At 35.3% G+C, this 14,295-nt stretch carries 15 protein-coding genes and 2 tRNA genes; 2 read left to right on the plus strand and 15 right to left on the minus strand.

The window, feature by feature from the left end:
- Positions 1-149: 149 nt before the first annotated feature.
- From BZZ03_RS00005 to BZZ03_RS00015, 3 genes are all read right to left on the minus strand, one after another.
- Positions 150-584: a GNAT family N-acetyltransferase gene (locus BZZ03_RS00005; RefSeq protein WP_158092853.1), complete on the minus strand. Its 435-nt coding sequence runs from the start codon at positions 582-584 to the stop codon at positions 150-152.
- A 1,129-nt stretch (positions 585-1,713) separates the two neighbouring features.
- Positions 1,714-1,786, minus strand: a tRNA-Thr gene (locus tag BZZ03_RS00010).
- Positions 1,787-1,881: 95 nt separating this feature from the next.
- Positions 1,882-1,965, minus strand: a tRNA-Leu gene (locus tag BZZ03_RS00015).
- Between the two features lie 242 nt (positions 1,966-2,207).
- Here BZZ03_RS00015 and BZZ03_RS00020 point away from each other — a divergent pair.
- Positions 2,208-3,044, plus strand: a complete 837-nt coding sequence (locus tag BZZ03_RS00020) for a hypothetical protein (RefSeq protein ID WP_086581814.1) — start codon at positions 2,208-2,210, stop codon at positions 3,042-3,044.
- A gap of 23 nt (positions 3,045-3,067) precedes the next feature.
- Here the strand turns inward: BZZ03_RS00020 and BZZ03_RS00025 are convergent, their stop codons facing one another.
- On the minus strand, positions 3,068-4,774 hold the full coding sequence (locus tag BZZ03_RS00025; RefSeq protein WP_086581816.1) for a DUF2325 domain-containing protein: 1,707 nt from the start codon (positions 4,772-4,774) through the stop codon (positions 3,068-3,070).
- A 368-nt stretch (positions 4,775-5,142) separates the two neighbouring features.
- On the opposite strand from BZZ03_RS00025, the gene BZZ03_RS00030 reads away from it, so the two are divergent.
- Positions 5,143-5,724: a recombinase family protein gene (locus BZZ03_RS00030; protein WP_086581818.1), complete on the plus strand. Its 582-nt coding sequence runs from the start codon at positions 5,143-5,145 to the stop codon at positions 5,722-5,724.
- 140 nt (positions 5,725-5,864) lie between these two features.
- Here the strand turns inward: BZZ03_RS00030 and BZZ03_RS00035 are convergent, their stop codons facing one another.
- From BZZ03_RS00035 to BZZ03_RS00095, 11 genes are all read right to left on the minus strand, one after another.
- Positions 5,865-6,557: a hypothetical protein gene (locus tag BZZ03_RS00035; RefSeq protein WP_086581820.1), complete on the minus strand. Its 693-nt coding sequence runs from the start codon at positions 6,555-6,557 to the stop codon at positions 5,865-5,867.
- Positions 6,558-6,584: 27 nt separating this feature from the next.
- Complete coding sequence (locus tag BZZ03_RS00040) at positions 6,585-6,920, minus strand: hypothetical protein (RefSeq protein ID WP_086581822.1); 336 nt, start codon at positions 6,918-6,920, stop codon at positions 6,585-6,587.
- A 13-nt stretch (positions 6,921-6,933) separates the two neighbouring features.
- On the minus strand, positions 6,934-7,248 hold the full coding sequence (locus tag BZZ03_RS00045; RefSeq protein ID WP_198943941.1) for a hypothetical protein: 315 nt from the start codon (positions 7,246-7,248) through the stop codon (positions 6,934-6,936).
- Between the two features lie 105 nt (positions 7,249-7,353).
- Entirely contained in the window at positions 7,354-7,815 is a 462-nt protein-coding gene (gene ssb / locus BZZ03_RS00050) for a single-stranded DNA-binding protein (protein ID WP_086581824.1), read from the minus strand.
- Positions 7,816-7,842: 27 nt separating this feature from the next.
- Entirely contained in the window at positions 7,843-8,094 is a 252-nt protein-coding gene (locus BZZ03_RS00055; RefSeq protein ID WP_086581827.1) for a hypothetical protein, read from the minus strand.
- Positions 8,095-8,931: 837 nt separating this feature from the next.
- A complete protein-coding gene (locus BZZ03_RS00070) occupies positions 8,932-9,144 on the minus strand; it encodes a hypothetical protein (RefSeq protein ID WP_086581836.1) in 213 nt (70 codons plus the stop codon).
- Positions 9,134-9,334: a hypothetical protein gene (locus BZZ03_RS00075; RefSeq protein ID WP_086581838.1), complete on the minus strand. Its 201-nt coding sequence runs from the start codon at positions 9,332-9,334 to the stop codon at positions 9,134-9,136. The genes BZZ03_RS00070 and BZZ03_RS00075 overlap by 11 nt, the downstream gene beginning before the upstream one ends.
- Before the next feature lie 23 nt (positions 9,335-9,357).
- Positions 9,358-10,239 carry a hypothetical protein gene (locus tag BZZ03_RS00080; protein ID WP_086581840.1) on the minus strand — a complete coding sequence of 294 codons (882 nt, stop codon included), beginning with the start codon at positions 10,237-10,239 and terminating at the stop codon, positions 9,358-9,360.
- Between the two features lie 696 nt (positions 10,240-10,935).
- Complete coding sequence (locus tag BZZ03_RS00085; RefSeq protein WP_086581842.1) at positions 10,936-11,652, minus strand: hypothetical protein; 717 nt, start codon at positions 11,650-11,652, stop codon at positions 10,936-10,938.
- The gene (locus tag BZZ03_RS00090; protein WP_086581844.1) at positions 11,649-12,194 is read right to left on the minus strand and encodes a topoisomerase C-terminal repeat-containing protein; all 546 of its coding nucleotides are present in this window, start codon (positions 12,192-12,194) and stop codon (positions 11,649-11,651) included. Before BZZ03_RS00090 ends, BZZ03_RS00085 begins: the two co-directional genes overlap by 4 nt.
- The gene (locus BZZ03_RS00095; RefSeq protein ID WP_086581846.1) at positions 12,191-14,278 is read right to left on the minus strand and encodes a DNA topoisomerase; all 2,088 of its coding nucleotides are present in this window, start codon (positions 14,276-14,278) and stop codon (positions 12,191-12,193) included. Before BZZ03_RS00095 ends, BZZ03_RS00090 begins: the two co-directional genes overlap by 4 nt.
- Between the last annotated feature and the right edge of the window lie 17 nt (positions 14,279-14,295).

Here is a 14,295-nt window from a genome sequence, read left to right on the forward strand (position 1 = left end):
TTGAGTTTCTGTGTCTGACTTAATGAATACCTACTTATGGGAATAGGTAATATGTCGTCCTCACTTTGGAAAATTCTATAGGTATATTAGAAGTAGAGAGACAACAGAGTAAGTATATCAAATATTACATATAGACCAGAATCGATATCCTAAAGTTTTTTTTTCATTTTACCAACTTTTCCATCCCTAAGTGTAAATCCGAGTTTTTCAAAAAATCTTTCTCTCTTTTCTAGATCAGGTTGTTGAGCTACTGTTCCATCTACTTCTTTTATCGGAAAGATATTTAATGCTTCATTTTCCAGTAATTTATAGAGTTTTGTACCGTATCCTTTATCTCTATACTCAGGATGGACTACTATCCTGAAAAGATTAAGGCTCTCTTTAAGATTATCGTAAGTCCCTTTGATATAGCCAATTTCTTTGTATATTTCACCTTCTTGTAGTAAGAGATAGAAGTCTAATTCTAGTTTTAGTTCTTCTCTCTGCAACAAATACAATAAATTGTTTTCCTGTTTAAAAATACATATCCATTTTCCTCCATGTAGGACTTTAAGTTGGTACTGCCATCTAGATCTATAAACCAATCGTTCATTTCTTCCTCCAAAATAAATTTATAAAAATAGAGCCCCTGATTGAAGAGACTCACCTAATAGAACAGGGCTTTATTATATCATTTTTTTATAAGTAGTACTAATAATGCTTAATAATAAGCATTTCGAACTAAAATTTTGTTTTTCTATATGAATATACGTTATTTTAATCAACTATATTGACATAAGGTAACATATCATGATAATATATAGGTAAAGAAAAAGGACTTGCTTCCAACAAGTCCAATGTAGCCGATTAAAAGTCGGTGGCGTAATTTAGATCATAAGGACCTGTAACTAGCCAAAGTCAGACGGTCCTTATTTTTTTGTGATTTTATCAATCAACAAGATGACAAACGTAAGCAAACTGATCAGAAAACTACAAATTGCAGTCACTAACATTGCTACAGCCACCATAAGAAAGCTCCTTTCCGTTGGATTTTAAGCTTACAATCATAAGCCTCACCTCCTTCATGAGCCACCGTCTATTAAAACATCTACTTCGATATTATATCAAAAAAGGGAATAGTTAGCCATTCAAGGTCTATTGTTCCCTTTTAAGCAGCGGTTTAAAAAAAGCTCCCCTTAGTAAATTGTTCTTACGAACAAGATACTAAAGAGAGCTAGAAATTACGCCTCATTATTATAGAACATAGGAATTTTTCTATACAAAGAAAATAAAAACTACATTGGCAAAGTGTAGTTTTTGTCTGTATAGAAATAAAAATTGATTCAAATATATTATATTTTTGCCGTCTATAATATAGCATAGTTAATTCAATATAAAGTTAGCTAATGTTAACAAAAAAACACTCACAAACCGGTGGAGTGGTTTTATGTGAGTGCGACTATTGTACTATTGATTATACCATCGCGAACGCCTATTATCAAATCATTATATAAAAAGCACACCTATAAGGTGTGAGCTAGAGGATGTATAACAAGAAACTACTTGGAATAATTTCTATTTGTCCCATTTAATATACCACAGTTCTTAAATCAAATTGTATACTTTTGCTAACAATTATACAGAGAATACCTTGAAAATAAAAAAAGGATTCTCCGACGCATCAGAGAACCCTAGGTAGCCTCCACAAAGCACCACCGCAATTTGACTAAGGAATGCTCTCTACAGGATTCGAACTTGTGACCGCTTCGTTACGAGTGAAGTGCTCTACCAACTGAGCTAAGGGAGCGTGTACCTTTAACACAGCGTCAAAGGTAAGAGTTTATTAAATTTACATAGTAATTATAACATCTTGAAAACGATTTCTCAAATAAATATATAAAATGCTCAAAGAGGGACTTGAACCCTCACGAATTATTATTCAACGGATTTTAAGTCCGCAGCGTCTGCCAATTCCGCCATTCGAGCATACACTTCCCTGACACTACCAAGGAAGAATGCCAGACAGATGCAAGACCTAACGTAATCTGATGAATTTAGGTTTTGTCTAACATATTGATTATATCAAAATGCCTTAGTTCTTATCAAACTATAAGTGGAAATTTCAAAAGGCACATTAACCTGATGTATATGTGGAAACCTTAGGTAGATGGCTTCTGGAGTGTTATAATAGAGAGAACATAGTATACCTTTTAAAAGGAGGAAACTCAATGAAACAATACAAAACAATACCTTCAGACCGTTTCCCTTATGAAGCAGCGTTTGTAGATTATAAAATTAAAAATGATGCCATACTTCCAGAGACAGCGCAAGCTTATGCCGGGAAGTTAGCCGTGTTTTTTGATCGTCTAAAGCAAAATAATTTTATCTTCCAAAAAACAAACAAAATAACAACAATAAGTATAGAGGATATACAACAACAGTTCGAGATTATAAGTCAAGTTTATTCCCCTTTAACTTATAACAAGATTCACCAATGTCTTAATCAATACTATAAGTTTCTTATTGTTGAGTTACATCTTCCAGTACCTCCTCTAACCTGGGCTATCTCTACTGAAAAAATACAAAGAGCTAAACAAGCACTTCACCTTGATTGGACACAAATGGCCCAACAAATTCTAGAAAATAAAGATTTAAGAGTAGACTCTCAATTAGCCTTCCTTCTTTTTTCTAAAGGATGGTCTACAAAGATGATGGGGACACCTGATAGTGCACATCTTCTTCCCTTATTTCAATGGACTAAAAAAGAAGCTGCTTTTTTACGAGAATATCCTCGCCATCTCTCAGAAGAAGAATTTCTTTTTATTAATGTCCAAGGGAGTAAAATGCCTCATATGACACTTCTTAGTCGATTAAGTAAAGCACTCTCAATCTTTAATCTTCCTCATAAACATGGGGCACTACGACATGATGCTCGCGTATCTTATATCGCAAAGCATAACTTAGATGCACTTGATATACAGAATGTCTATGGCTTCAAAGCCTCAGGGCGTTGGGTAGAGGAACTACTCAAAGATGCAAACAAAATGACACAAGAAAATGACTAACTTAAATTTAGTCATTTTTTCGTTTATCTTATGGTTCCCGAGAACTTGTCCATGCTGCTATGAAGTTTTGAGAGGTTACGACGTTGCTCCCGATTAAAGTGTCCTTTATTTTTATTATAAGAGGCTGTCCAGTCGGAGAGCATCTCTTTTTTTCGTGACTTTTCTTCTTCTCTAAAGACTTCTTTTATCATACGATTAGTCCATGATAAGAATTTTTCATAGTCAAGTTCTGCAGGTTCTTCATTATCCTGAAGTACTCGTTCTTGTTCTTTCATCTTCTTCAGTGTTTCAAAAATATTCCCGATGCCATAACTCGTGAAATTTGTAAATGGAACATCATATTTTTTTGAAATTGATTTACCCATATAATAGGTCCCATGCGACAACATGTTTTGACAAAACAGTACGACATCGGCCTTAGCAATACGAGCTTCATAGATTTCACGTTTTGGTTTTTTGTTTTTAGAATCATAAGTAGTCAATTCCCCATTATTCGCTTCAATACTTTGTTTCCAATTTGGCCAGAATGGTGCTCCCCCTACGATCAATACTTTTAACCCCTGAAGGTCAAATGCATAGTTTTGGATTGGAGCTGTGCTTAAAGGCGCTTTGTCCTTTTTTATTATCCGGGTTCTTTCTGAGTGTTGGATTGGCGTTATTTCCTCCTGTTTGTACACCCAGCTCACATTCATAGATTCAGGACTATTCTTGAACCATCTCAGCTCTACAAGATTTCCTTCTTCTAAAAAATGACGTGTGATCATCCTTGAATTTGGATAAAAAGTTGATTGGTTTGTTCTCTCACTTAGAAGTTCACCATTGACAGTTCTCTGGATAAATAATCTTTCTTGCTCGTCTTTTTCAACAATTGCAAGGTTAAAAATTTGTAATGTAGAGGGCTTAACTTCTTGTTTTTGTCCAGTTCGCTCCACTGTATACGGGCAAGCACCCAGTGGAGAGTTTATCACTCGAAGGACTTCTCCATCCTCAAGACACATACTACGTATAATAGCTTCAGATATATTATGGTCTTTTACATTTCCTCCAGATACATGTTTATGAAAAGCACCTTCAACTAAAACTTTTGGTTCTCTCTCTTTCTCCTCTTTAACTGTAGAAGCCCGCTTAACCACTTTTATATTTAAGGGTTCCACCTTCTTAAGGATTGTCTCCTCTGGATGATTTTTATTTTCATCCCTTTTTGCGTTTATATTTTCTTCTTTTTCACGCGCCAAGTTTCTAAAATCTTGAAGTGCGAATGCTGCAGGATTAAGTGCAATACCAGATTTATTAAAGACGGCTTCCTGGTCAATATATTTCTTAAATCTTTCTTCTTTTTGTTTGTGGTCCTCCAGTTCATTGTCAATGAATTTATTTACAAGTTCAAGATCACGGCCTTTAAAGAAATCCAGTAATGGGCCCGAATAGCTATTAATTATAAAGTCGTTGGGATGTTTTGATTCTGGTTCGCTTTGGTTAGTTTTCTCTATTTCAGTTTGTATTTCATTTGGTCGCACCACGTCAGCTGCATGCTCTTCTTTTGATGAGAATTGTTCTTCTTTACATGATGAGAAGTCTTCTATAAAACTGGTACTTTCAAGTAAATTGATAAATTTATCCTGGTCTCTTCTAAGGAGTCTGAGTTGCTCATATCTTCCTTCTTTAATTAATAGAGCTGATTCTTGTACTTCTCTTATTAAGAGTTCTGTCATTTCTTTTCTTGTGGTCATTATGGTCTCCTTACAATAGTCTCTATTATACTAAAACCAATACAATATACATTTCGTGGGTGAGAATAAAAAGTGTTTTCGTAATATTTGAAAATATTTTTTTGGTAAAGAATTATAATAAAAGTTAATTGGATTCTATCACTTTTTAAAAATTAAAATATCAAGCTATCTATATTTAAAGCTACAACTTTTAAATAGTGCTTTTATTCTGTGTTCATAAAATGGAGGTTTTATGGACACTTATTATTTTTGATAATTTTCAACAATATCTTGTGTTTTTATTGTCATTAACCCATAATTTAATCTATGTTCATTTATAAGTGATTTTTTAAGTTATGATACAATTAAAGTAACGGAGGTGCAATAATTTGAATATTGGATATGCACGAGTTTCGACTGGGCTACAAAATTTAGATTTACAAAAAGATAGTATCAAAAAATATGGCTGTGAAAAAATATTTAATGATCATATGTCTGGAAGTAAAAAAGATAGACTTGGTTTAAAATCCGCAATAGAATTTTCTCGTCCTGGTGACACAATTGTTGTTTGGCGATTAGATCGATTGGGAAGAAATATGGAGGACTTAATCAGCATAGTCAACTCACTAAATGATAAAGGAGTGAGTTTCCATAGCTTGCAAGAAAATATCACGATGGATAAATCAAGCTCAACTGGGCAACTCATGTTTCATCTATTCGCAGCATTTGCAGAGTTTGAGCGTAATCTTATTCTTGAACGTTCTACTGCAGGGAGAGCTGCAGCACGCGCAAGAGGCCGATTAGGCGGTCGGCCTGAGAAATTTACAGAAAAAGATATAGCACTGCTTAAGACTCTTGTAGATAATGGAACACCAATCAAGAATATTGCAGATTCTTGGGGAGCTTCAAGAACTACGATTTATAGATACATGAACAAATACCCAAATAATGAACAAAAGTATTTAATATGAAAGCATTATATTAAGTCTAAAATATTACAATTGCTAATTTACTCTATTTAATCAATTTGTAATTTCCTAGATTTGCTCCAATAAGATAAATAAAAAAAGACTTCAAATTATTTTGAAGTCTTATCTTTTATTCTCTAAATTTATTTTTTATCTTGAAGTCTATAATCAATTCCAAATTGCTCATAAATATACTCAAAGAGATCATAACTTCCATCAATAGTTGGAAAATCAATAACCTCATCTGCTCCATTACGCATATCAAACAAAAGAAAGTCAGAATCTGCACCATCATAATATGTATCGCATGGATCTCCAGTATAATCTCCAATCGCAATGTTATTGAAGTTAAGTTTGAAGTATTCCACGACATGTTCTAAACGTTCTTGAATCGAAAAATTTGTCTCAAAATATTCTTTATTCATTTTAACTGGTCCGTCACTAATGACACTAACCAATGCTTCTTTATTTCCCATTTCGATTAGTTCAAAACCTGAAGGGAAATATTTTTTATCGGGTTTAATCTCGAAATACGTATTCTCATCACTAGGACTCCCCCAGTTTCGAACCCCTATAAGTAAAGTCTTATTATCAACCATAAGAAAATCCAAATAAACATCTGTGTTTTCCCAATCTTCTCCAAATTTATTGAAATAGACACTTTTTAAAGCAGGTAGGAATGTTGAATACAATTGCTTCCAGATTTCACATTCTTTTACGGTGTTCTCATGTTCCGTATCTCCTTGACCAAGGTCAAATGACGATTCATCAAGATAAGTATAATTATCCATCATACTCTCGTAAGCCCAGGTTGTATTGTAAAGTTTTGCTGTCATTTTTTCTCCTTTTAATTATCTCTATATTTAATCTTCAACTGAGTTCATTTCCTCTAATCGATGGAAAGGGTAGGCCTGATACAGAACAAAACCACTTTGAATACTCATTTCACATTCATCTAAATCAATGATATTTTCTTGAACTAGTACTTCTTTTAACTCTTGCGCATGTAACCCATTAGCATTGAAATACTGTACACCTGACTCAAAATCAAGGAACGGGTTAAACGTTTGTACATTGGTAGTAATATCTGTATAGAGCTCTCCTTTAGAATTATAAGCACCAATATAAACAGCATTATTTTCTGAATACGTTGATTTTCTCAATTCTAATTCTTCACCATCAAAATATATTTTAATCATTTGTTCTCCCTCTTTAGTCTAGAAAGTTTAAATATTCTTCTAATGAAGACTCACGCCCTGGTTCAGAAAAATAAGTTCGACATTGTTCATCTGCTTTTTCCCATAAATCATAATATAGTTCCGCAAATAGCGGCATTTTTTCATAATACTGAGCAATTTTATGGTTGAGCACCAAAACAAGCTCTTTCGCATAGGATACATCTGTTCCCCAATCTTGCATCGCTCTATAATAGTAGTTTAATATTGCCTTTGAACCAAAATATTCCGCAATACTAAAATCTAACCAAAAGCTACTTTTTAATTGTTTGCCATTAATTTCTGTACACATTCTCTTCTCCATAAAAAAATACCTTTAACAAAAAAATAGGTTTTCTTGTTATAAGGTATTTTCTTCTTTTAATTATTAAATTTTTAAACTTTTAAATAAGGTGCTTTAGAATGGAAGATCATCATCAGAGATTTCCATAGGTTCGCCTCCAAATGGATCACTATTACGCCCGAAGTCTGGAGTACCAGTTTGTCCAGGTGTAGTATTTTGTGCTGCAGGTGCTGCAGGATGTCCACCTTCACGTGTTGCACGGCTCTCAAGCATTTGGAAATGTTCTGCCAATACTTCAGTCACATATACACGTCGACCTTCTTTGTTTTCATAATTTCGTACTTGAATACTTCCGGTCACACCAATTAATGCCCCTTTCTTAGCCCAATTGGCCAAGTTTTCAGCGGATTGACGCCAGATAACACAATTAATGAAATCTGCTTCACGCTCGCCTTGTGCATTTTTGAAGCGACGATTTACTGCTATAGTAAAAGTCGCTACTGCAGTATTTTGGGGAGTATATCGGAGTTCAGGATCACGTACAAGACGTCCGACTAAGGTAACATTATTTATCATTTTTATTCTCTTTTCTCTTTTTAGTTGTTAATTTTCTAATGGTTGTCCAGCATAGACTAACATATCGGATACAAAGATTTGTAAAATCGGATGGTGCTCATCCAAATCTTCTTTATCCAAGGTATGAAGCGGTAAACTTATGAAATTTTCGAGATGATTTTCATCCCAAAATAAAATAACCGCATCCTCTGGAAGCTCAATCAATGCCTGAAGGATTTCTTTCACCTTTTGGTGTTCCTCAAGTTGCTGAGAGAGACCATTACAATATTTTATTATCATTTTTTAGTTTCCTTAATAGAGGGAATTTACTTATATTATATCAAAAAAACAGAAGACAATATGCTTGAACTAGACAAGACTGCTCCACTCAACCCACGAAGTAATTGACTCCGTGAGTATATTTTGGTACACTAGCCTTATCTAGAGATAAGACTGGTTAGGAAGTGAACAACAGTAATGATTAAATCACCACTGTATTTCACTGCCAAACCCAGTACCACTGCCTTCAGAAAGTTTGCGGCTTTCTGTGGGCTTTTTCTTTTGTTCTTTTGAACGCGAGAAAAGTTGAGGTACCTCGTGCACGGAGTGTTTTTATGCTTTTTATGCATAAGCACACCCTCCTTTCTACTCTTATAGAGAGAAATTGACAGCCACAACTTCGTGGGCTGAGTGCAACAGTCTTATCATTGACAAGAGTTGTTATTAAATTTCTGATTTTTTATTTTTGACTACTCTATTGTGAGAGTCCGTTTTATTTACTTGGCCTAGAACAAGACTGCTGCGCCCAACCCACGAAGAAATTGACTCCGTGAGCATATTTTGGTACACTGGTCTTATCTAGTTGATAAGACCGGTTAGGAAGTGAACAACAGTAATGATTAAATCACCACTGTATTTCACTGCCAAACCCAGTACCACTGCCTTCAGAAAGCCGTTTACTTTCTGAGGGCTTTTTCTTTTGTTCTTTTGAACGCGAGAAAGTTTGTAGTACCTCGTGCACCGAGTGTTTTTATGCTTTTTATGCATAAGCACACCCTCCTTTCTACTCTATAGAGAGAAATTGACAGCCACAACTTCGTGGGCTGAGTGCAACAGTCTTATCATTGACAAGAGTTGTTATTTAGTTTTTATTTTTCTATTCTTGAACATTTCAAGCAAAGGATTCACGACAAATATTCCTATTAATACCACCTCTAAAACTATAAGAGGAGTAGAAAGAGTCATCGACTCGTGCTTGAGTAATCCCGCAAGGAGAGTTCCTATTGCATAACCCAAACAGTTGAGAATGCTGAAGCTTGATTTCAATGCCTTCATATAATTATTTTTCATTTTTTTCTCCCTTAGAATGTAATTTAAAATGTCCGCTCATTGCTAATGCCAACACCATATAGAGTGTTGATAAGCCCCAACTAATACCGACCATTTTCAAAGAATCCTTTAAAAATAGAGTATTAACTATGAACAGTACAACAAGTATAGACAGTGAGATTACAGATGCTTTTAAAATATTTTTTTTCATTTTATTCCTTTATTAGTATGAGTTTACGCAATTTTTTGACCCTTAATTAAGGTTAGAGTCGGTTTAGAACAAAGTAAGTTCTTTTTTTCATTATATTTTCCAGAACAAACGTTGTATTCAACGAGTTCCAATTGGTGGATTGGTACATTTAAATCGAGCATGGCCTCAATGAGATCCTCTCTTTCGACCAAGGTTCTCCGATTAACAGCTTGGGCCGTTTTAAATAAACGATTAAACTGTGAGACAAGTCCTTGGATAAAACTAATAATGCTTGCGACTTTTGTGCGAGCTTTAATTTCAAGCGCTGAAGTTCGACCATACATCCAGTAAGCTTTTTCTAACTTATTGGCAATGTTCGTAAGCGTGCTTTTATTATCCATAATTTGGCCAATCATCAAGTTTTGAGATAAGTTGCCATCCCAAGAGTATTCTCCAAAATTTTTATAGAGTTTTGACCCAAAGCTTTGAGCTTTTTCAATCTCTGATTTTGCTTTCTTCATGATTTGAGCAACAGTTAAGTTGATCACATCAACTTCTTTTGCATCAGTTTTTCCAGTCATACGAGCAAGTAATTTTTGATACACTTCCTCAGACTCTTTTGCTTTATCATCTTCAATCAGTTGCCCTACAATTTCTTGAACACCATAATCAAGAAAATCATATTCAGGATTCGGACGTTGAGAGAAAACTGAAAATTGATAATCTTGAAAGGCTTCTAGAGAATCGTTCTTAAACATTTTTACAAAAATTGGATACATTTTACTTTCTTTTGAAAATTGAAATTCCAATTTCTCTTGGTAATCAAAAGAATTAAGAACGTTTTGTACTCTTTCTGAGTAGCCTAAGATATTTTTTTGAATTTTATTCAAAAATAAATCAATAATGAGTTGTTGTTTTTCCGTCATCGTATGCCTCCTTCTAATTTTTGGACTTTAACGGGTTAAGGTATCCTATGGATACAGGTAATACAGTGTTTACACAAAAATATTTTTATGCGTTAAAATCAAGGTTCTTCTTTGTGGGTGTTCATTTTTTTCTCCTTTTAAATGCAAAAAAACCACCTTCAGTTTGAGAATAATGTTCTCAAATCAAAGGATGGTTCTTCTTTTAGTAGTATATGTAATTTTATATATAAAAAGGGAACTCAAGTTGAGTTCTCCTGTTATAAGCTTTTCATAAAACGGAGCAAGTTGTCCGAAGTATTTTGGGGTTTTAGTGCACACAAAAAAATAGAGGTGTTACACAGTTGTGTAGCTGTTTAAGAGAGTTTCGACCAAAGCAAGTCAAGCTCACAAATGAAACAAGATTAGGCTACGCTTCTCGCTTCTTTTTATTCGCAATACAAAAAGCATTGTGGCTTTCATTTTGATTTTGCTAGTCATTCTGCGCATTATGACATGTTTATAATGTAACTCAAGTGAGTGACAGGGCTCCAAGCGCTATAAGGAATGGTAATTAAAAAAATATTTATAAAGATATTATACCAAAACCTATTTATTCATGCAATGCATACTATCGCAGCCATCAAAAAAAGCTTGATTACAATTAAAATCAAACTTTTTAAATCTATGTTATTGGGAGAGTTTTTTTGCTCACTGAACTTAACTTGCAACTGTAAAGGTTGCCACATTATCATGTCCTTCAACGCTCATAATTTGATGAGACGGTGTGGAGGGCGCATTCACAAAATTCCATATTACAACCGCACCTTCTTTAACCAATTCATCGGTGACTGATTCTACATCTTGACCAATATACACTTTTAAATCAATATCTCGGGCTGGACGAATAATTACTTTTTGTGGAACTGTAGGTTCTACTTCAGAAGAATTTACTGACGTTTCCCCTTCTGAGCCTTCATTCGCTTCTGTTGCTTTATCAACAGTAGAAACTTGAGGTGTTTCATCTATTGGCTCCTCTATCGGCTCTACGGCCGCTTCTGTGGTTTTCAATGGTGAGGTAACTTCAGATTCCTCAACTGGGGCCTTTGAGAGGGGTGTGGAGTGGGTAACTTTTTCTGTTGAACTTGACGTTTTCTTCTTCTCAGATTTTTTATCAGTCTTTTTCTGTGGCTTTTCATCTTTCTTCTGTGAAGATGAAGACGTTTGAGTAGTCTTTTGTGTCGCATAGAGATCCACATTTTTCTCTCGTATTTGTTTAAAATGCTCTTCTTGTTGGTTAAACATGACTATAGCTGAACCTACAAGCACTACAGTAAAAAGGGCTATGCTTGCCCAAAGTATTTTTCTTGATTTTTTACGAGAAGATTGTGGTACTTCTTCTTGGGTGGGTTGTAAATTTCGAGGGTTACTTCTCATTGTTGCTCCTTTTTCTTTGAATAAAATTCAAGTTTATTTTCTTTGTTTAGATAAACGCGTGCTTGAAATGTTGTTTGGTTCTTGCGTTGAAAGTCAGTAATTACTGGCGTAACTTTTCCCTCCAATAAGAGTTTAATCTCTTCTTCGTTAAAAGTATGCTGCACAAAGGTCCGAGGAAAATAAAAAGGACAGCTTCGTTTGTTTTTTAACAAATTATTTTCACACACAACATGTTCCTGCATAACACGAACGGGATGGTGACATAATGGGCAATGTAATTCATCCTCTTCTTCCTTCGTACTCATGTTACGAAGCCGCCAAATATTTTTAGAAAGTGAGACCAACTGATTATAAACATTCACATCAATTTTTGCAGTTTCACCGATAAGATGTTTACCATAGGCTACCGCATTACTCATACTTACAGATATCCCATTTTCTTTTAAATCTAAGGACAATAAGACAGCCTGATACATCTCACGATCCAAATAGCCATTTTCTTTGACATACCTTAAAATTAATCGCTTATTATAGTCACTCATTCTCCTACTCCTTTTGCTTTTTCATACTTATCATTCCAATCTGGCATAAAACCAATAAATTTTTTGCCTTTATAGGTTTGTTTTTTTAGCATTCCAGTAATTGTTTTCCCATCCTTAACAAATGAGATTTCTTCTCCCCTTGCCAACTGCTCTAACTCTGTATCCGTAAACTTATGAGTGGACCACTCAGGTTTAAAGGAAATAGCTTTTCCTTCTTTATTTTTCATAGAATGCTTGGCCTTAAAGAAAGTCATAGAAGGTGAAACACGCTCCAAAAGAGATTCTCGCCATACTACTATCTTTTCAGCCATTTTCTGAAGGGCAATTCCAGCAGGGAGTGGGGTATCACTCTCTCCTAAGCCTTGAATATCTTGTAACATCAAACCTAATTCTTTGGTATATTCAAACGTATACAACGGTTGATTATGAACCAAGCCTTCCCCAATTGATGTGACAATCAAGTAATTTTTACCTTTCCCTTCTTTCTTATTTTCAATTTGTTTGTAATCAAACATTTGTTTAATAATACCTTCTTGAGTCGCTGGGGTACCCAAACCATATTTGTCCATTAGTTTTGGAAGGTTCTTTTCCGTAATACGAACAGGTGGATTCTTCCTAATCCGTTGGATGCCTAAACGAATCGCTTTTTGACCACCAGAAATAAAAGGAGAATCCAACTCTCCACTCTTGTTACTTGATTTCGTGAGTTCTGGAACTTCTCGCCAGCCCAATTCCTTGACTTGAGTAGCCCTCGCTTTAAAAGTAAGATTTCCTATGACAGCACTATAGTGAGCCACATTATCCTTACCTACTGGCATCATCGGTGCTAGAGTACGAAGAGAAATAAAACGGTAGAGCATTTGTGTCTCTTTCTCCATCGACTCCAAAGTACTTTGAGAGGGGATATTATTTCCATACGTATTGGCCGTGTGTCCCGCATGTTTTACTTTAGCATTATTGACCCACGGCTTCTCAAAGGTGTTTTTTTGAGGCAAGGAAATACTTAAGCCAAGAAGATCGCGAACCTGCTCTGCAACAGGTGCTAATGCTTCATCTTGAAATGAAGAAGATACAACATTAACGGAAGTTCTGGGATACGTAATATAGCCCTTTAAAGCCAAATCTTCGAGGTAAGGCAAGACCGCTTTTTTTATTTTTTGTGCCTTTGCCCAAGTCTGGATATCATTTAATTTTAATAAGGCAGGTGCTTGGTTATCCTCAATACTGTCTTTACGCTCTACATTAACATGTGACGTGTGACCATATTGCCTTACCCATTGCTCGGCTTCCTCTCTTGTCGAAAATTGAGTCGTTGACTTTAAAATTAAGCCATCTTCAGTTTGAAAGGCAATCCCATACTTGTTATTTTCTGGAAGCTCAGGGTCCCAATGGTCAATCGTCTGATTATTATTGTAGATAAAAATAGCTACCCCTGTTTTTACTCGACCAATGGAGCCTGTTCCCTTACCTTCAAGCCCTCGCAACTGATTTTCGGCTTTCATAAGCCCAAAACAAGCAATCCCACCTAACCAGTCAACTTTTCTACGCTCTTGGCCCGCAAGGAAAAGTAAATCATCCGTCGCAAGAGGACTTGGTTTTAAGAAAGCACGAACAATCTGACTTTTCGCCATATCATTCACATAGACACGTGTACTGGTTTTTTCTAGAAGACCAAGCTCTCGGAGTGCTTCCCGTCCTAATACTGTCCCTTCTCTATCTGGGTCTGTTGCCTGGTAAATATCATCTGCCCAACGTCCCCATTTCTGAACTTTTTTTAATAAGCGCGCAATCGTCTGATTACCAACCTTTCCTTTTTTAGGCTTTACTTTCCATACCGATGGCAAAAGGGGTTGACATTGAATCAGCTCTCGTGCAGTAACCAACTGAGAATCCCAAGATTCCGTATATTCTTCTGGCAGTAACTGCTCATAAAGGTGGCCACCTAAATAACCAATCACAGTCTCCTTGCCTTGCCAGAATCCTGCGTAAAAGCCATCTTCATTTTTCTTTGTATGACCAAACAGCGCCTCCGCAAAAGGGTTGGCTTGCTGGGTATTTTTTTCTGTTAAAATAAATAGTTTCATTCTTCTACTACTTCTTT

Origin of the sequence: Lactococcus petauri, assembly GCF_002154895.1 — a bacterium.
GTDB lineage: Bacteria > Bacillota > Bacilli > Lactobacillales > Streptococcaceae > Lactococcus > Lactococcus petauri.